The following is a 17,779-nucleotide window of genomic DNA, read 5'->3' as shown; positions in this document are numbered from 1 at the left end:
TGCGCCGCCACAGTGACGTGCCTCGGTCCGTCCGTACGCGGCTGACCCGCCGCGAGGGCTTGCGCAGGCAGGGTGACGTGCGCCGAACCGTCCGTACGCGACTGACCCGCTGCGGGGGCTTGCGCCGCCCTCGTAGCGTGCGTCGGCCCGTCCGTGAGCGACTGGCCCGCCGCGAGGGCTTGCGCCGCCACAGTGACGTGCGCCGAACCGTTCGTGCGCGGCTCGCCCGTCGTGGGGGCTCGGGGTGCCTCGGTCGGGGGGCGCTGGACGTTCGTGGGGGTCATGGGGACTTCTCCAGTGCCGCGCCTGCCTCGCCGTTGACCGTCCAGCCTGTGTCGAAGCCGGGGAAGAAGAGGGGGACGGGGGCCTCGACCTCGGCCCTCATGACCGTGCCGTTGGAGGCGCAGTCGATGGACGTGTCGCTCCAGGCCGAGGGGAGGTGCTGGGTGCCGGCGGCCTGGCAGGCGCCCGGGACGTCGCCGTCGATGGCGTGGGCGGCCGTGGCGGCGCGGGCGGCCTCGTCCGCGGCGTTGCCCGCGAGGGAGTACGTGTAGCCGTAGAGGGCGGCCTGCCAGAGGATCGTCATGACGATCAGGACGAGGGGCAACATTCCGGCGAACTCGACGGTGGCCGAGCCTCGGTCACCGCCCTTGCGGCGCAGGACCAGGGCACTGCGGTCGGCGGACGGTTTGCGGCGGCGGCCGCCGCCTCCGGTCTCCTGGGGCGTGACCAGTTCCAGTTCGCCCGCCAGGGACCACAGCGCCTGCTTGACCGAGGAGCGGGCGTCCAGGTCCTGGAGGCGGCCCGCGTCGACGACGGACTGGAGGTCCTTGAAGGCGGCGGGGACAGCGTTGCGGGCCACCTTCGTGCCGGTGACCTTCTCGACCAGGGACGGCTGGATCTCCGTGCCGCGCGAGTGGCGGTTGACCACGGTGAGCGTCTCCTCCGCCTTGCGGATCTGGAGGCGGTCCCAGAGGCGGACCATGCGTTTGGCGGCGCGGATGGCGACGACGTCCGGGGTGACGAGGAGCAGGGCCTGGTCGGCCATCTCGACGGCGGCGGCGGTCGCCGCGGTCATCTGGGAGCCGCAGTCGACGATCACCACGTCGTGCCGGGAGCGCAGGGTCGCGAGGACATGGCGGGCGACGCGGTCCGTCACCTCCTCGCCGCGTTCCCCCTCGGCGGGGGCGAGGAGGAGGGAGAGGCCGGTGTCGTGCGTGAACACCGCCTCCTGGAGGACGCGGGGGTTGATGTCCGTGATGCCGGCGAGGTCGGCGACGGAGCGGCGGAACTGCACGTCGAGGTACGAGGCCACGTCCCCGGACTGGAGGTCCAGGTCGAGGAGGGCGACCGTACGGCCCGACGCGCAGGCCGCGAGGGCGAGTTGGACGGCGGCGACGGTGGCGCCCACGCCGCCCTTGGCTCCGCTGACGGTGACGACGGTGCCGCCGGGGCCCGCGTACAGCTCGGGGGTGCCGCTGCCGAGGTGGCGGCGCATGCCGGTCGACCAGGCCGCGGCGGCCTGGACGCGTTCGGCGAGGGCGTCGTAGGACAGCGGGAGGTTGACGATGCCGCGGGCGCCGGAGTCCATGGCCGCGGTGAGGACACCGGTGCTGGTGTCGGAGGTGACGAGGACGACGCCGACCGCCGGGAAGCGCAGGACGAGGTCGCGGACCAGGTCCAGAGCGGGCACCGGGCCGATGCGTTCGTGGACCAGGACGACCTCGGGCAGTTCGTCGAGGGAGTCGGCCGCGAGGCGCGCCAGGGTGTCGAGGAGGGCGGTGGAGTCGGGCACGGGTGGTGCGGGTTCGGCGTCGGCGAGCTGGCCGAGCAGGGTGGTCAGGGCGCCGGCGGAGTCGATGTCCCCAACGGCGGGGAGGATGCGGATGGTCATCGGCGGTTCCCCGTTCCCGTGCCGGCCCCGGTGGGCTCCCCCGGTGACGCCTGTCGCTGTTCACTCATCAGCATGCCCAGCCGCAGGGGCATTCGACGCACTCCCGTTCGGGGTGCCCTCGTGTGGACGTTCCGGACCGACCTCATCGCGCGGTCTTCTCCTTGTCCTCGTCGAGGGTGTACGAGCGGTCGTCCGGTACGACGACCGTGGCGTCGCCGCCCCCGACGAGGGCGAGACGGACGTGCTCGGCGAAGGACTCGGCGAACGCGACGCGCTGGGCGTCGGCGGTGTCGAGCGCGAAGGTGATCGGGACGGCCTCGGTGACCCTGCGGCGGCGTTCGCTGCTGGACTGGTCCGGTTCGAGGGGGGTGAGTCTGCCGACGTCGATGACGCGGGCGTCGGAGACCATCAGCTTGGAGGTGTCCTTGCCGGAGTCGCTGTCCTTCTCCTCGAACGTGGCGTAGATGTTGACCAGCGAACCGGGGTTGATCTTTCCGGCCACACCGGTCGACGCGTCGATCATGATCGCGATCTCCTGCTGGCCCGGCTTCAGTTCGGGACGGTCGACGATCATGTCGGACTGGAGGAGGGAGCCCTTCTCCAGCTGGGTGACGGCGATCTTGCCGCGGATGTCGGCGAGGTCGGTTATCGCGGTGTCCGACAGCCATCGCTCCGGCATCGAGATCTTCTCGAACTGGCCCGCGGTCAGCTCCTTGTAGGGCGCGATGTCGCCCTTCAGCCGGTACGCCGTCACCTCCGGCCCGACCTTGGAGTTCACGTCGCGGATCACCGAGAGAACGCCGGCGAAGGCGGCCAGGGCGCACAGGACCGACAGGACCAGCAGGACGACGCCGCGGCGCTGGCGTGAGTTCACTGAATCTCACCTCGTGGGGATGTGCCGGGCAGTGGAACGGACCTGCTGCGGAGGGGACGTAAGTCCGTCATGGGGCCCCTCGGGGGAGGGCGCGGGCCGGGGCGGTCTCGGGTTCGCGCAGCGGGGCCGCGCAGAACCCGCAGCGGTCGCCGATGAGTTCCAGGCCGCACCAGTGGCAGGTCTCCCGGCGCACGGAGGACACGAGCTGGTAGAGCACGGAGACGTCGCAGAGCCCGGCGGCGAACTCGACGAGCTTGCCTGTCCCCCACCAGCGCACGGACCCCTCGGGCAGCGGCACGGTGGCGGCGCCCTGCACATTCCAGGCGGGCGCGAGGGTCGCGGTCACCCAGTCGGACGGCGGCTGCGGCCCCTGCGCGACCAGCAGCCGGGTGCCGAACTCGGGTCCGGACAGCGGTTCCTGGCCGGCCACGTTCAGCCGGACCAGTTGGGGGCGCGGTGTCGCCAGGACGGCGAACTGGGCGCCCGGCATCCAGGACTTGGCGTGCGCCTTGAGGGTGACCGGGATCCGGTCGAGTTTGGCGACGGTGCCGAGGACGGCGCCGGCGTAGATGTAGTGCGCGAGGAGACGTACGGAGGAGGCGAGCACACCCGGGCTGAAGTCGCAGGCTGACAGCTGGCGCAACTGCTGGGCCAGCAGCGCCAGTCCGAGCGGTGGCAGGTCGACGCCGAGCAGGGCGATGCGGTCGCTCTCCAGGACGGAGCGGACGGTCTGGAGGCGCCGGGTGACGGCGAGTTCCTCCGGGGTCGCGCCGGACGCCTGGTGGAGGGCGATGACATAGCCGTGCTGCTCGATGAGCGCGTGCATGCCGAGCAGGGAGCTCTCCAGGGTCTCCTGGGGCTGTACGGCCGCGGGCGGTGTCTGCCGGTCGTGCGGTGGGAGCACCAGATCGGAACTGGTGACGGCTATCGCGGTCGGCACGCTGCACACCACCCCGTTCACTGCGGCGGGGTGGTCGAACCACCGCCTCAGTCGGCCCCTGGGAGGGCGGCACACGGCTCGCCGTCCCTCCTGCATCGTCTTGCATCAGCACCATATCCACGGCATGGCCCGATCAACACTGAATCTCCTTGATCAACTCACCGAAGGTGCGGGCCGTATCCACACAGAGTGAGACGCATATGCCCCAACTCGGCGGGCGAACGGGGAGGTTGGCGCGCCCTTTCGGGTGAACGGGTCCCGGAGCGGAGTATTGACAACCCGATTGGTCTGGACCAACTTGTACGTCCAGCGGTGGCCACCGTCCTCATCCCACTCCCCACCGGAGGCACCCCGTGGACCGCGTCCCAGGCACATCCCCACGCATACGCAGATGGGCGGCGGGAGCCGTCACCGCCGTACTGGCCGCCGCCGGCCTCACCCTCGCCGGGGCGGCCCCGGCGTCCGCCGCCGACATCAACAACGCCAGGAACGCCGGCTTCGAGTCGGGCCTCGCGAACTGGACCTGCTCGGCGGGCAGCGGCACGACCGTCTCCTCCCCCGTGCACGGCGGCGCCGCCGCGCTGCGGGCCACCCCGGCCGGGCAGGACAACGCGCGCTGCGTCCAGACCGTGGCGGTGAAGCCCGACTCGACCTACACGCTGAGCGCCTGGGTGCGGGGCGGGTACGCGTATCTGGGCGCGACCGGCACGGGGACGACCGATGTGTCGGCGTGGACGCCGGATTCCGCCGACTGGAAGCAGTTGTCGACCACGTTCCGGACGGGTGCTTCGACGACCTCGGTGACGGTGTACACGCACGGCTGGTACGGGCAGGCGGCGTACTTCGCGGACGACGTGGCGGTGTTCGGGCCCGACGGCGGTGGGGGCGGTGACCAGCCGCCGACCGTCCTGTCCGCCCCGACCGGTCTCGCCGTCTCGGGCGTCACGTCCTCGTCCGTGTCGCTGGCGTGGAACGCGGTGTCGGGTGCGACGGGCTACCACGTCTACCGGAGCGGTACGAAGACGCAGGCCGTCAGCGGCACGTCCGCCACGGTGACCGGGCTCGCCGCCTCCACCTCGTACACCTTCCAGGTCACGGCGGTGAACGCGGCGGGCGAGTCGCCGAGGTCGGCGACGGTGACCGGGACGACGACCGCGACACCCGGCGGTCCCGGCACGGGGCTGCCCCGGCACGCGGTGACCGGCTACTGGCAGAACTTCAACAACGGGGCGACGGTGCAGAAGCTGTCCGACGTCCCGTCGCAGTACGACATCATCGCCGTCGCCTTCGCCGACGCCACCTCGACCCCCGGCGCGGTGACGTTCAACCTCGACTCGGCGGGCCTCGGCGGGTACACCGTCGACCGGTTCAAGGCGGACCTCAGAGCGAAGCAGGCCGCGGGCAAGAAGGTCATCGTCTCCGTCGGCGGCGAACGCGGCACGGTGGCCGTGAACAACGCGGCCTCCGCGACGAACTTCGCGAACTCCGTGTACTCCCTGATGCAGACGTACGGCTTCGACGGCGTCGACATCGACCTGGAGAACGGTCTCGACGCGACGTACATGACGCAGGCGCTGCGGGCCCTGTCGGCGAAGGCGGGCCCCTCGATGGTCCTCACCATGGCCCCGCAGACCATCGACATGCAGTCGACGTCCAACGCGTACTTCCGCACCGCGCTGAACGTGAAGGACATCCTGACCGTCGTCAACATGCAGTATTACAACAGCGGTTCGATGCTGGGCTGCGACGGCAAGGTCTACGGCCAGGGCTCGGTGGACTTCCTGACCGCGCTCGCCTGCATCCAACTGGAGGGCGGCCTCGCCCCGTCCCAGGTGGGCCTCGGTCTGCCCGCCTCGACACGGGGCGCGGGCAGCGGGTACGTCGCCCCGAGCGTCGTCAACAACGCGCTCGACTGCCTCGCGCGGGGCACGAACTGCGGCTCCTTCAAGCCACCGCGGACCTACCCCGACCTGCGCGGCGCGATGACCTGGTCGACGAACTGGGACGCGACGGCGGGCAACGCGTGGTCCGACGCGGTGGGACCGCACGTGCACGCACTGCCGTAGGGCGTCGACGGGTGACCGTTTCGCCGGCGGTGCCTTCGGGTGCCGACAGAGGTGCCTTCGGGTGCCGTCGGCGGACGTGTCACCGCCCGCCCCGCACCTCTGTGGCGCACGTCACCGGAACCCGCCCCGCCCTGCGGAGAGGCAAGGGTGTGAGGTGGAAGAGGTGCATACGAGATGAGTGAGGCCGGCGATCCCGTGCGGGCGCGGATACGGGCCGGTGACCGGGCGGCGTTCTCCGAGGTCTACGACGCGTACGCGCGCGCCGTGTACAACCACGCCTACCGGCTCACCGGCGACTGGTCGACGGCCGAGGAGGTGATGGCGGACACCTTCCTCGACGCGTGGCGCACCCGGGAGCAACTGGACCCCGACGGCGGTTCGCTCAAGCCGTGGCTGCTCGGCATGGCCACCAACAAGGCCCGCAACGCCAACCGGGGCCTCGGCCGCCGGCTGGCGTTCCTGGCCCGTCGCCCCGCCCCCGACCCGGTGGCCGACTTCGCCGACGAGACCGCCGGACGCGTCGACGACGCGCGCCGGCTCGCCGCCGTCCGCCAGGTGTACGGGCGACTGCGGCGCGGCGAGCGGGAGGTGCTGGCGCTGTGCGTGTGGTCGGGGCTCGACTACGCGCAGGCGGCCGAGGCGCTGGGGGTGCCGGTCGGGACGGTCCGGTCACGGCTGTCGCGGGCGAGGGAGCGGCTGCGGCGGCTGACCGACGAGCGGCTGGGCGAACAGCGCGGAACATCCGCCGCAAAAGGTGAGGAACCGGGGCGGCTCCGCGGAGAGGTAGAGGGTGAGGCCGCGTTCGCGGCCCTTCGACTCAAGGAGATTCAGGAGGGATCCCGATGAACGAGGAGCTGGCCCGACTGCTGCCGCCCCCGCCCGAGCGGGACGTTCCCCCTGGTCGCCTCTCCCACCACAAGGAACGTCTGATGCGACTCATCGACGAGGGCCGGCCCGACGCCGCCTCCACCACACCCGCCGCCCCTGCCGCCGCTGCCGCCGCTGCCGCCGCTGCCGATGGTCGGGACGCCGCCGTCCGCGGGCCCCACCTGCGGAGGCCGCGCCCCGCGCTCTGGATGCCGGCCGCCGCGCTGGCGCTGGCCGGGGCGCTGACCGCGGGGCTGGTCACCACCATGGACTCCGGCCTCGGGGTGCAGACGTCCGACGGGGAGACCGCGGTCGTCCTGCTCGACCGCATCGCCGAGGTGGCCGCGGAAACGGAGGTCACGCCGGTACGCGACGACCAGTTCGTCTACGTCAAGAGCCTCTCGGCCGGAGCGGAGGCGAAGGACGAGAACAGTGTGTTCGTACCGGGCAAGCCGTACGAGCGGGAGGCGTGGCTGCCGCAGGAGCCCGGCCCCGTGAAGCAGGTGGGCCTGCACTACGAGGGCGGGGGCTACGTCCCCGTGCGGGAGCTGCTGCCGCCGGGTTCCCCGGGGACGCCCGCGGGCATCGACCGCCCCACGTACACATGGCTGGCGTCGCTGCCGACCGACCCCGACCGGCTCCTCGACCGGCTCTCCCACCTGACCAGGACCTTCGAGGGGCAGGAGAAGGACCAGGCCGTCTTCGACAAGATCGGTGAGCTGCTCGGCACGTCGGTCATGCCGCCGAGGACCGCCGCCGCGCTGTACGAGGCCGCCGCGAGGATCCCCGGGGTGACCCGGATCGAGAACGCGGTGGACCCGGCCGGACGGCACGGGGTGGGCATCCGACGCGTCGACGGGCACGCCGACTGGGCCACCGAGTGGATCTTCGATCGGCACAGCCTGGAGTACATCGGCCGGCGGAGCTATCTGACGGCCGACGGGCCGATGGGCAAGAAGGGCACGGTCATGGACGAGTCGGCGGTGCTGGAGCGGGCCGTCGTCGACAAGTGGCGGGAGCGGCCGGGTTCGTAGTCGGTGGGACCACGAGAGGGCCTGCCCGCTCGTGGTCCCACCGAGGGGGCCTGCCCGCTTCGGCGGCGGGCCCCCTCGCTGCCTGTCGGCCTCGGCCCCGGACGGACGCCGGTCGGTTCGCCCGGGTGATCAGCGGCAGCCGTCCGTGTGCTCACCGGAAGGGGATGTTGAGCCAGGGGCTGCCGGGCTCGGACATCAGGATGCGGTGGGCGGCGACCATCTCCGTGTACCAGTCGCCGAACTCCTCCTCGTCGAAGTGCAGACAGCGTCCGAGGACGTACCCGGCGGAGAAGTCCTGCCACGACCGGTACTCCAGGGCCGCTCTGCGCCCGGCCCGCACGACGGCGGCCTCCGCCTCCTTCAGCGTCCCGAAGCGGGCGCCGAGCCCCCAGCGGGCCATCTTCGAGGCACGGCCGAGGTCCCATGCCTCGACGGAGGTGACGTACCGGTTCTCGTCGAGGATCCCGTCGGCGCGCATCCGGGCCTCGTACCGGGCGATGCGCCCGATGAGCCGCCGGACCCCCTCGACGTGCGCCTCGGTCTCCACGTCGGTGAGCGGGTCGTTCCTGGTGACGCCGTCGGGGCTCAGGGTCAGCGATCCCTGGGCCTTGGACCGCAGCACCTTCTCGGCGCTCCGCTTCCAGTAGCCGACGTCGACCAGCCCGCCGAAGTCCCGTGCGATGCCTTGGCGCAGGGCGAGCGCGAAGCTCCAGACCGAGCTGGAGCCACGGCAGTCCAGCAGCTCGTCCAGACGGCCCCGCCACTCCTCGCGGGTGGTGATGCCCCACCATTCGCGCAGCCGGGTGCGTTCCCCGGTGTAGCCGGTGCCGTGCCAGGCCATGGCGTTCCAGAGGGAGCCGTTGTTGACGCACAGCAGGGCACCGCAGGCCAGGCCGTGGGCGACGGACCCGTGCAGGGGGCCACCCACACGGAGCGCGCGCAGCGCGGGCCCGAGCCGGGGCGGACCGAGCCGTTCGGAGGGCTGGGCCCACGCGGCGGAGTGCGGTGGCGCGGAGGGCAGGAACGCCTCGCACGGGCTGCCGGGGTTGACCACGATCGTGGACGGGTCGGTGGGCCGCCATACGCGCGCGAAGAAGCCGAGGGTGGCCCGGTCGAACACCCGGTGCTCCTCCGGGGCGGGCAGCATCCCCTGCGTGTACACAGCCCAGGCCCGCCCGCCGGGGACCCTCGGGTCACGCCCGAAGAGGGTGTACGTACGGCTGGGCGTGGCGTCCGCCGCGGCACGTTCGATCTCGAAGTAGAGGTGGTTGCGGGCGAGAGTGTCGAAGTAGGCGCCCCAGTCGCCGCGTTGCTTGGCGTCGAGCAGCGCGGACTCGACCTCGGTCGGGGCGACCCAGGCGGCCGGGGAAGGTGGGGCTGGCGGACCGGGCGGGGTGGACGAGACAGGCGGGGTGGACGAGGCGGGCGGACCGGGTACAACGGGCCCGGCCCCCGTAGGCGGCGGCCCCGACTCCGCGGGCGGCGGCCCGAACGACATGCTTCCCCCTGTTCTGCCCAACTGCCCCAACTGCCGCGGCGATGCGCGCGGGCCCGGGCGGGACGTCCGCTTCTCGCCGACCGGCCGAATCCCCTCCAGCCGGCCGAAGTCGGCTGCTGCACAAGGGCAAAGGCAACGGCGTTGCAGCCCTCAACACACCGATGCGATGATCGCACGCATGTCTGCTCACGGGGCAGCCGGTGGCGCGTCGACCGGCGTACGCCGGTCGAGGATCGCCAACTTTCGGTCGTTGCGTCCGCGTTCGCTGGGTCAACGCAGGCGGAGTGCAGATGATGGATGTCTTCCGAGTAGGCGCTACACGCATGCCGGTTTCCTCGACCAGGACACCCAAGTCCATCTTGATCGAGTTTGAATTCTCCGAGTGTCGTGGCACATTGCGCATCGACGAAGCCAGGCGGCTTTTGATGCGATGCACATGCTCCAGAACATCAGCCGAGAACTCGATCGCGTCTCGCCGCATACACCACCGGAGGCCAAGAAGCGTCCGGGCCCGTCCTGCTCAATTCGACGGCATGGGCCTTTGCGTCCCGCCGAGAAGACTTCGGACAAACGGAATGAATGACGAACTCGACCTTCACGTCCAGATCAGCGGCGGCGCAGAAGCTCGATGGCAGATCTCGATCGAGGGAGATGGGCCATGGCATCTGCGCCTCAAGTCCCCCGACGGGATCGAAGCGGCAGCGGTCGGCGGCAATGCGTTTGAAGCATTGCGGTCAATCCGTGAGCAGTTGGCGCCGAGAGGAATCATCATGTGCTGCAACGGGGCGCGAGTCGATGTGAGACCGTCCGGCTTTTCCGCTTCGCACGGCGCTTGGATGATCTATGTTCTCCGTATGTGGCGCCCGCCCACTGTGCGCGACCTTGTGCCGATCTTCGGTTACGCACACCCCAGCAAAGTAGGGTCCGTGGAGGAGCAGGACGCCTACTGGGAGCGCCATCTCAAGAACAGGAAGAATCTCCTCAACTTCATCAACCCGGTCTGGTGGGTTTACTTCCTCACGGCATCTCGCGGGAAACCGAAAGGATTCAACAGGCGCTAGCCCATCGGCCGGTAGTAGCCCAGTACGTGGGCCAGGTGGGGGAACCACTCGTGGAGGCGGGTTCGGGGTTTGGCCTCGACCGTGCACTCGAAGAAGCTGCCGTCCAGGTGGACCACCGCCACCATGAGTGCCTTGCCGTTGGGGCTCGCCTTGTAGTGGACGCTGCGGATCTCGGGCCAGGGGAAGTCGACGGAGACTCCGTGGTCCTCGAAGGCCACGCCTGACACGTCGATGACGATGGAGTTGTGACGGTCCACCGCCAGGAACTCCGGGCCCGTGGAGTCGGGGCCCGCCGGTGCCGCCCCAGCGGCGGGCGCCGCGTAGGCGTGTGGCGGCTGGTGCCCCGGCGGTTGCGGGTACGGGTGTGCCTGCGGCGCGTACGGCTGGGGTGCGTACGGCTGGGGCGCGTACTGCTGGGGCTGGGGCGGCTGACCGTACGGCTGCGGGGGTTGAGGGTACGGCTGCGAGGGCTGACCGTACGGCTGCGGCGGCTGGGCGTAGGCCTGCTGCGGGTACGCGTACCCCTGCTGCGGTTGCCCGTATGGCTGGGCGCCCGGCGCGCCGTACGGCTGTGGGGCCGCCCCCGGCGGTGGCGGTGGCGGACCGAAGCCCGGGGACGGTGTCGGCACCTGAGTCGGCGGGGCCTGGCCGGCCGACGGCTCCGGGTGGGGTTCCGGGGCCGGCCCGGGCGCCGGAGTCGGCTGCTGCCCCGGCTGCCCTCCCGGAGGTGCCCACGACTGTGCCGGTGGCTGTGGCTGCGGCTGCGGTTGCGGCTGCGGCTGCGGCTGTCGCTCCGGCTCCGGCTGCCGCTGCTCCGGCCGTCGCTGCTCCTCAGCCTGTCGCTCCGGTCTCGGAGTCGGCTCGTGGCCCTGTTCCGGCTCGTCCATGGGTGTTCGTCCTTCTGCCCCGTCGGTGTGACTCGTACCGCACCGTATCCCTCTGCCTTCGGTGAAACATTCCCCGGGGGTCACCGCATCAAAGGAGTGACAGGCCGACGAGCCCGGCAGGGGGAAGCCAGAGATGAGATCAGTCCGCGCGGACGAGTACCAGGAGTTCGCGGCGGCGCGCGCGGGGCATCTGTACCGGTCCGCGTGTCTGCTCACCGGCGGGGACACACATCTCGCCGAGGACCTCGTGCAGGAGACCTTCGGGCGGTTGTACGTGAAGTGGGGGCGGGTACGGCGGGCCGACAACCCCGCCGGGTACGCGCAGACCGTGCTGACCAGGGTGTTCCTCGCCCATCAGCGGCGGCGCAGCAGCAGGGAGCGGGCCACCGATGTGATTCCGGACGTGCCCGCCGCGCCCGGGTCCGACTCCTCGCTGCGGCTGACGCTCGTGGAGGCGCTCGCCCAACTGCCCGCCAAGGACCGGGCCGTGGTGGTCCTGCGGTACTGGGAGGACCGGTCCATCGAGGAGACCGCCGCGGCGATGAACGCGAGTTCGGCGGCGGTGCGGACGCGCTGTGTCCGCGCCCTCGCCCGACTGCGTGTCCTCCTCGGGGACGGCATCGGTGAGTACGTCGCTCCCTGAGGCGCCCGGGCCGTTTCCGCGCCCCACCACTCCCAGGTCCACCACACCCCACTTCAGCCCCAGAGACTGCCCCACTCCAGCCACAGAAACGGCGGTGCGCCATGCCCGTAGACCAGCGTCAGCAGCACGACGACCCCTTCGAGGGCCGGATCGGTGACGCCCTGCGCCGAGCGGGGGACTCCTTCGTCGCCGACGGGCACGCGCTCGTCGACGGTGGCGCCGCACGCGGCCGGCGGCTGCTGTTCCGGCGGCGGGCCGCGGTGCTCGGCGGGGTGGCCGGGATCGCGCTCGTCGGCGTGGGCGGCGCGCTGCTGCTGCCGGGCGGCGGGGACAGTCCCGACGGCACGTTGACCGTGGCCGCCTCGGACGCGCCGCGGGACGACGACGGGAAGGTGTCCGGCGCCGATCTCGTCCGCACGCTCAAGCGGCTGATGCCGGAAGGGGAGTTCAGCGACGCGCAGGGCCGCGGCACGGGCGCGAAGGAGGGGCCGTACGCGCGGGTCGTGTACGACGACGGCAAGGGCGCGGCGGCCGTCCAGGTCGGGCTCTCGCGGATCGATCCGCGCAGCGACGAGGCCCTGCACGCGACACAGTGCCCGGACACCAACCAGAGCAACTACGACGCCTGCCGCTCGAACAGACTGGAGGACGGCTCGACGCTCATGGTCCACCAGGGGTACACGTTCGCGGACGGGCGCGAGAACACGAGGCTCTGGCTCGCCAACGTGGTCACCCCGCAGGGCTACTTCGTGACCGTCTCGGAGTGGAACTCGCCCATCGAGAAGGGCACCCCCGTCACCCGGAAGGCACCGCCCCTGCCCTGGTCCGAGCTGGCGGAGATCGCGACGCACCCGTACTGGGTCAAGGCCATCGAGGCCATGCCCGACGACCGGACCGAGCGGTCGCCGAGCAAGGACCCCTCCCCCGGGTCCGCCGAACCGCCGCTTGTCGGCGGTGAAGCGATCCGGACGACGCTGGTCGGGCTCGTGCCGAAGGGCCTCAGGGTCGTCCTCGACGGCACCGGGCGCACCGACTTCGCGTATGTCGTCCTCGACGACGGCGAGGGGCGCAGCCTGGTGCAGGCCAACGTGCAGTTGGGTGGGCCGACCTCGCTGTTCGGGCCCGACGCCGAGACCCTGCCCGACGGCACGAAGGTCGTCACCCGGCAGGGGCCCGGTGAGAAGGGCGGCAAGGACGTGGTGGTGTGGACGGTGGACACACTGCGGCCCGACGGCACCCGTGTGACGGTCAGTGCCTTCAACTCCGGTGCCCAGCACACCGCCGCGACCCGCGACACCCCCGCTCTCACCATGGCCCGGCTGAAGGCCGTCGCCACCAGCGACGAGTGGGCCGGGATCGGCTGATCACCGGTCGGCGACCGCGCGCGGCGGGGACGGGTGCGCAGGGAGAACACGGCCCCGCGCCCGCCCCCTCCCCCGCCCCACGCCGCTTCGCCTCGGTCAGAAGAAGTCCGCCCAGTTCTGGTCCCAGATCTGCTTCACGCACAGCACCAGGAACAGCAGGCCCGCGATCACCAACATCGCGTTGCTGACCATTCCGTTGCGCCATTCGCGGGGTGTGCGGGAGGAGTTGAGGAGCCAGACGAGGGTGGCGGCGAGGAAGGGCAGGAAGGCCGCGCCGAGGACGCCGTAGAGGATGATCAGGCGGAACGGCTGGCCCTGGAAGAGCAGGACGATGGGCGGGAAGGTCAGCCAGAGCAGGTACGCGCGGAACGGCCACGACCGTTCGCGTTCGCCGGAGGCGACCTCCTCGCCCTTCACCGCGCCCTTCTTCTGGTAGCGGGCGACGAAGTCGGCGAACATCAGGCTCACTCCGTGCCAGACGCCGATGAGGGAGGTGTACGAGGTGGCGAAGAAGCCGATCAGGAAGAACTTGGCGGTGGCCGGGCCGTACTCGTCCTCCAGGATGCCGCCGAGCTGGATGAGGCCCTTGTCGCCGCTGGCGATGGCGATGTTGGCGGAGTGCAGCAGTTCCGCGCCGACGAAGAGCATCGCGATGACGAAGACGCCGGTCGTGGCGTACGCGACCCGGTTGTCGAGCCGCATGACCTTCATCCAGCCGGCGTCGGTCCATCCCTTGGCGTTGACCCAGTAGCCGTACGCGGCCAGAGTGATGGTGCCGCCGACACCGCCGATGAGGCCGAGGGTGTTGAGGATGGAGTCCTTCTCGTCGGGCAGGACGGGCAGGAGGCCCGCGAACGCCTCGGGGAGGTTCGGGGTGACCCGGATCGCCAGATAGACCGTCACCACGAACATGACGCCGACGAGGACCGTCATGACCTTCTCGAAGACGGCGTACTTGTTGAACCAGACGAAGACCAGACCGGACAGGCCGCACAGGATGGCCCACCATTCGAGGTCCATGACGTCCGGGAACAGCGCCTGAAGGGGCAGGGCGCTGGACGACATGGCGGCCGCGCCGTACGCGAAGCCCCAGATCACCACGTAGACGACGAAGAACCAGGTCGTCCAGCGGCCGAGGCTCGCCCAGCCGTCGAAGAGGGTGCGGCCGGTGGCCAGGTGCCAGCGGCCGGCGGCCTCGGCGAGGGAGATCTTGACGAGGCAGCCGATGACGGCCGCCCACAGCAGGGTGTAGCCGAAGTTGCTGCCGGCGATCAGGGTCGCCACGAGGTCACCGGCGCCGACGCCGGTCGCGGCGACGACGATGCCGGGGCCGATGTACTTCCAACTGGACTTGCGCGGGGCCGAAGTCGCTCCCCCGGTAGCTGTGTTGTCCGTGGTGTCAGCCATGCGGATCAAGAAAGCGTAAAGCCGGGGCGGGCACAAGAGGGCGTGCGGTGAAGGAGAACGGGGGTGTTGCCGGGGTCGCGGAGGCGGTGGGCGGGGATCGTGACGTGGAACGGGCCCCGGCGGCTGGGTCAGCCGCCGGGGCCCGGGCTGTGGTTCCGGGGCGGCCGACGAGGCCGCTGCCCGGAACTCCGCGGGCTACGCCGGCTGTCGCCGACCACAGCCGGCGGACCCGCACGTGCCGAGTTCGAACCACACGGTCTTGCCCGGCCCGTCCTGGTGGCAGCCCCAGCGCCCGGCGAGCGCCTCCACCAGGAACATCCCTCTGCCGCTCTCCGATATTTCCGTGGCCCGTCGCACCCGGGGCGGGCGCCCGTCGGTGTCCGACACCTCGCAGCGCAGGACGCCGTGCGCCGCGGTCAGCGTCAGCCTCAGACGGCTCTCCGCGTGCACCAGGGCGTTGGTGACGAGTTCGCTCACCAGCAGCTCCGCGACATCGGTCTGGTCGAGCAGTCCCCATCCCTCCAACTGCCTGCGGACCTCCGCGCGCGCCTTTGCCGCGGCGGTCGGACGGGGGTCGTACTCGACACTCAGATGACCCGCTCCCATGGAGGGTTGGAAGTACGAGGCGAAGTGGGGGCCGGAATCCGGAAGGAGTCCCCCGGAGAGTTGCAGCATGCCTCCAGGGTTGCCCCACCGGGGGTGCGGCACACGGGGAGGATTACCCGTTTCCCTGTGTGCATATACCTGTTTCACGCCCCACTACGTCCGTAATTGCCGCGGTACACGGCTGATGGGCATGTACGAACCCATACGTGGGTAAGGTTCAGGACCGCTCCGCGGCGAAGCCCTGGGTGGTGGCCCAGGCGGCGATCTGGCTGCGGTTGTGGAAGCCGAGCTTGCCGAGGATCCGCTCGACATGACCCTCGGCGGTACGGCGGGCGATGACCAGGCGGTCCGCGATCTGCTGGTTGGCGAGCCCTTCGGCGACGAGCAGGGCGACCTCGGTCTCCCGGGCGGTGAGCGGCACCGGGGTCTCGGGCACGGCCTGCGGGGGTTCCTGCTGGAGCGCGTACGACACCAGTTCGTCGAGGGCCAGGGTGCCGCCGCGCCGGTACGCCCGCTCGAAGGGGCCCCGGCCGAGGGACCGGCGCAGGTGGGCCTCGCGGTCCCGGCGGAGGCCGCGCCCGCCGTCCCGGTGGCCCGAAATCGGCGTACCCGGGCAGAGGTCGGCCGCGCGGAGGCGGTCCGTGCCGCCGAGAAGGACGGCGGCGCGTTCGCGGGCGCCGAGGGCGGTGGTGATGTCGATCAGCAGGTCGAGGGAGAGGGCGACACCGACCACATCATGGAGGGCGAGACCGCGGCGCAGCGCCTCGCGGGCGTGCGACTCGGCACGGTGCCACTGCTTCCGCGCGGTGTACGCGTGCGCCAGGGCCCGTAGCGCGGACGACCGCACCCAGTCCTCACCGTGCCGTTCACAGCGTCGCAGGGTCTGCTCGCAGAGCACCACGGCACGGTCGGTCTGTCCCAAGGGAACGAGGGCGTGCGCGAGTTGCACCTGGTCGAGCGCGGCGAGGGCCGGCAGGTGTCCGGTGGCGGGGACACCGGCGAGGACGGAGTCGTAGTGGGCGACGGCCCCGGTGGGATCGTCGCCGGACAGCAGGGTCAGACCGAGGACGTACTCGGCGTGGGCTGCTTCGGCGGGGGCGGGCCGTGCGGCCGAGCGGCGGAGGTCGGGGCTGAGGCCGAGGGCCAGTTCGCGGGACTCCGCGGCCAGTCGGCGGGCTCGGGAGCTGTCCTCGCCGCCGACTGCGGTCAGGAGGAGGGCCGCGACCCACAGGGCGCGGGCGCGTTCGGGGGTCGGCTCGGGGTTGGCGTCCAGGGCGCGCTCCAGCCAGTGCAGGCCCTCGCCCGGTGCCCCGCAGCCGTACCAGTGGAACCACAGGCTGCCCGCGAGCCGCAGCCCGGCCAGGGCCTCGCCGGGGGTGGTGAGGCTGAACTCGAGCGCCGTACGCAGGTTGTCCTGGTCGGCGCGGAGCCGCGCGGCGATCTCCCGCTGGCCCGGCCCGAACCAGGCCCGCTCGTACGCCGCCACCCGGCGCTGCGTCCAGTCGCGGTGGCGGCGCCGGGCATCGGCCTCCGCGCCCGGGGTGCGGCGCAACAGGTCGAGGCCGTAGTGGCGGAGGCCGTCGAGGAGGCGGTAGCGGACGGTGCCGCTCCAGTGCTCCTCACGGGTCAGCACGGACTTGTCGACGAGCCCGGCGACGGCTTCGAGGACGTCGTACGGGGTGCGGATGGAGGGGGCGCCGTCGGAGCCACTGCCGGTGCCGGGGCCTGCGCCTGTGTCCGTCTCGGCGTCCGCGCACACGCTTTCCGCGGTCTCCAGGTCGAAGCTGCCGGTCAGGACGGAGGCGCGGGCCCAGACGGAGCGTTCCTCGGGGGTGCAGAGGTCATGGCTCCAGTCGACGGCCGCGCGCAGCGTCCGGTGGCGGGGCCGGACTCCGGGGCCGGCGGCGGCGAGGAGGCGATAGCGGTCGTCGAGGCGTTCCAGGAGTTGGTCGACGCCGAGGACGCGCAGCCGGACGGCGGCGAGTTCGATGGCGAGCGGGAGGCCGTCGAGGCGCCGGCAGAGGCGGGCCACGGAGGCGCGGTTCGCCGGGGAGAGCGTGAAGCCCGGGACCACGGCGGCGGCACGGTCGGCGAACAGGGCGAGAGCCGGGTGGGCGGCGGGGTCGGAGAGGTCGCCGTCGGGGTCGGGCACCGGGAGGGGGCGTACCTCCAGGAGGTGTTCCTCGGTGAGCGCCAGACGGTGACGGCTCGTGGCGAGGATCCGGACGCCGGTGGTGCCGCGCAGCAGGGCTGCGGCGAGGTCGGCGCAGGCGGGCAGCAGGTGTTCGCAGTTGTCGAGGATCAGGAGGAGGCGGCGGTCGCGTACGTGCCGGACGATCGCGTCGAGGGGGGCGCTCGCGTCGAGGGGGGCGCTCGCGGGGAGCGGATCGGGCAGACCGAGCGCCTCGGCGGCCGCCGTGAGAACCAGGGCGGGGTCGTGCAGGTCGGAGAGGTGGGCGAGGCGGACGCCGTCCGGGAACGCCCGTTCGGCCCGGGCGGCGAGCCGCCACGCCAGCCGCGTCTTCCCCACCCCGCCGGGTCCGGTGAGCGTGACCAGCCGACTGCGGGTCAGCAGACGCCGCCCTTCGGCGAGTTCGTGATGCCGGTCGACGAAGGAGGTCGTCTCGACGGGGAGGGG

General features: G+C 71.7%; 14 protein-coding genes. 6 read left to right on the top strand and 8 right to left on the bottom strand.

What is annotated here, in order from left to right:
* Positions 1 to 280 precede the first annotated feature (280 nt).
* The 3 genes from AOK15_RS17770 to AOK15_RS17760 form a co-directional block, all read right to left on the bottom strand.
* Positions 281 to 1,894, bottom strand: coding sequence for a CpaE/TadZ family protein (locus AOK15_RS17770; protein ID WP_055517921.1), 1,614 nt, complete (start codon positions 1,892 to 1,894; stop codon positions 281 to 283).
* A gap of 142 nt (positions 1,895 to 2,036) precedes the next feature.
* Positions 2,037 to 2,768, bottom strand: coding sequence for a Flp pilus assembly protein CpaB (gene cpaB, locus AOK15_RS17765; RefSeq protein WP_055517920.1), 732 nt, complete (start codon positions 2,766 to 2,768; stop codon positions 2,037 to 2,039).
* 67 nt (positions 2,769 to 2,835) lie between these two features.
* Positions 2,836 to 3,708, bottom strand: a complete 873-nt coding sequence (locus AOK15_RS17760; RefSeq protein WP_240508479.1) for a hypothetical protein — start codon at positions 3,706 to 3,708, stop codon at positions 2,836 to 2,838.
* A gap of 353 nt (positions 3,709 to 4,061) precedes the next feature.
* On the opposite strand from AOK15_RS17760, the gene AOK15_RS17755 reads away from it, so the two are divergent.
* From AOK15_RS17755 to AOK15_RS46080, 3 genes are all read left to right on the top strand, one after another.
* Entirely contained in the window at positions 4,062 to 5,774 is a 1,713-nt protein-coding gene (locus AOK15_RS17755) for a chitinase (RefSeq protein ID WP_055517916.1), read from the top strand.
* A 174-nt stretch (positions 5,775 to 5,948) separates the two neighbouring features.
* Positions 5,949 to 6,620 carry an RNA polymerase sigma factor gene (locus AOK15_RS17750; RefSeq protein WP_079058545.1) on the top strand — a complete coding sequence of 224 codons (672 nt, stop codon included), beginning with the start codon at positions 5,949 to 5,951 and terminating at the stop codon, positions 6,618 to 6,620.
* Entirely contained in the window at positions 6,617 to 7,675 is a 1,059-nt protein-coding gene (locus tag AOK15_RS46080) for a CU044_5270 family protein (RefSeq protein WP_055517915.1), read from the top strand. The genes AOK15_RS17750 and AOK15_RS46080 overlap by 4 nt, the downstream gene beginning before the upstream one ends.
* 151 nt (positions 7,676 to 7,826) lie before the next feature.
* Here the strand turns inward: AOK15_RS46080 and AOK15_RS17740 are convergent, their stop codons facing one another.
* A complete protein-coding gene (locus AOK15_RS17740) occupies positions 7,827 to 9,173 on the bottom strand; it encodes a DUF1266 domain-containing protein (protein WP_055517913.1) in 1,347 nt (448 codons plus the stop codon).
* Between the two features lie 575 nt (positions 9,174 to 9,748).
* Between AOK15_RS17740 and AOK15_RS45070 the strand changes: the two genes are divergently transcribed.
* Entirely contained in the window at positions 9,749 to 10,234 is a 486-nt protein-coding gene (locus AOK15_RS45070; protein ID WP_157870286.1) for a hypothetical protein, read from the top strand.
* On the opposite strand, the gene AOK15_RS46895 is transcribed toward AOK15_RS45070, so the two are convergent.
* On the bottom strand, positions 10,231 to 10,863 hold the full coding sequence (locus AOK15_RS46895) for a hypothetical protein (protein ID WP_055517911.1): 633 nt from the start codon (positions 10,861 to 10,863) through the stop codon (positions 10,231 to 10,233). The genes AOK15_RS45070 and AOK15_RS46895 overlap by 4 nt on opposite strands.
* Before the next feature lie 391 nt (positions 10,864 to 11,254).
* Here AOK15_RS46895 and AOK15_RS17730 point away from each other — a divergent pair, with 391 nt between their 5' ends.
* On the top strand, positions 11,255 to 11,764 hold the full coding sequence (locus AOK15_RS17730) for a SigE family RNA polymerase sigma factor (RefSeq protein WP_055517908.1): 510 nt from the start codon (positions 11,255 to 11,257) through the stop codon (positions 11,762 to 11,764).
* Positions 11,765 to 11,865: 101 nt separating this feature from the next.
* A complete protein-coding gene (locus tag AOK15_RS17725; RefSeq protein WP_055517906.1) occupies positions 11,866 to 13,128 on the top strand; it encodes a hypothetical protein in 1,263 nt (420 codons plus the stop codon).
* A gap of 96 nt (positions 13,129 to 13,224) precedes the next feature.
* On the opposite strand, the gene AOK15_RS17720 is transcribed toward AOK15_RS17725, so the two are convergent.
* The 3 genes from AOK15_RS17720 to AOK15_RS17710 form a co-directional block, all read right to left on the bottom strand.
* Positions 13,225 to 14,535, bottom strand: coding sequence for an Nramp family divalent metal transporter (locus AOK15_RS17720; protein ID WP_055517903.1), 1,311 nt, complete (start codon positions 14,533 to 14,535; stop codon positions 13,225 to 13,227).
* A 195-nt stretch (positions 14,536 to 14,730) separates the two neighbouring features.
* Positions 14,731 to 15,141 carry an ATP-binding protein gene (locus tag AOK15_RS17715; protein ID WP_055517922.1) on the bottom strand — a complete coding sequence of 137 codons (411 nt, stop codon included), beginning with the start codon at positions 15,139 to 15,141 and terminating at the stop codon, positions 14,731 to 14,733.
* Positions 15,142 to 15,358: 217 nt separating this feature from the next.
* Positions 15,359 to 17,779, bottom strand: a 2,421-nt coding sequence (locus AOK15_RS17710; protein ID WP_055517901.1) for an ATP-binding protein, incomplete at its 5' end; no start/stop codon positions are given.

This window comes from Streptomyces ossamyceticus (assembly GCF_001418475.1).
GTDB classification, from domain to species: domain Bacteria; phylum Actinomycetota; class Actinomycetes; order Streptomycetales; family Streptomycetaceae; genus Streptomyces; species Streptomyces ossamyceticus.
The sequence above is the reverse complement of the archived record's forward strand: the minus strand, read 5'-3'. Positions and strand labels throughout refer to the sequence as shown.

Excerpts from the sequence above, each read along its gene's own strand:
- AOK15_RS17770 (WP_055517921.1), bottom strand. The coding sequence starts at position 1,894 with ATGACCATCCGCATCCTCCCCGCCGTTGGGGACATCGACTCCGCCGGC.
- AOK15_RS17750 (WP_079058545.1), top strand. The coding sequence starts at position 5,949 with ATGAGTGAGGCCGGCGATCCCGTGCGGGCGCGGATACGGGCCGGTGAC.
- AOK15_RS46080 (WP_055517915.1), top strand. The coding sequence starts at position 6,617 with ATGAACGAGGAGCTGGCCCGACTGCTGCCGCCCCCGCCCGAGCGGGAC.
- AOK15_RS17740 (WP_055517913.1), bottom strand. The coding sequence starts at position 9,173 with ATGTCGTTCGGGCCGCCGCCCGCGGAGTCGGGGCCGCCGCCTACGGGG.
- AOK15_RS45070 (WP_157870286.1), top strand. The coding sequence starts at position 9,749 with ATGAATGACGAACTCGACCTTCACGTCCAGATCAGCGGCGGCGCAGAA.
- AOK15_RS17730 (WP_055517908.1), top strand. The coding sequence starts at position 11,255 with ATGAGATCAGTCCGCGCGGACGAGTACCAGGAGTTCGCGGCGGCGCGC.
- AOK15_RS17725 (WP_055517906.1), top strand. The coding sequence starts at position 11,866 with ATGCCCGTAGACCAGCGTCAGCAGCACGACGACCCCTTCGAGGGCCGG.
- AOK15_RS17720 (WP_055517903.1), bottom strand. The coding sequence starts at position 14,535 with ATGGCTGACACCACGGACAACACAGCTACCGGGGGAGCGACTTCGGCC.
- AOK15_RS17715 (WP_055517922.1), bottom strand. The coding sequence starts at position 15,141 with ATGGGAGCGGGTCATCTGAGTGTCGAGTACGACCCCCGTCCGACCGCC.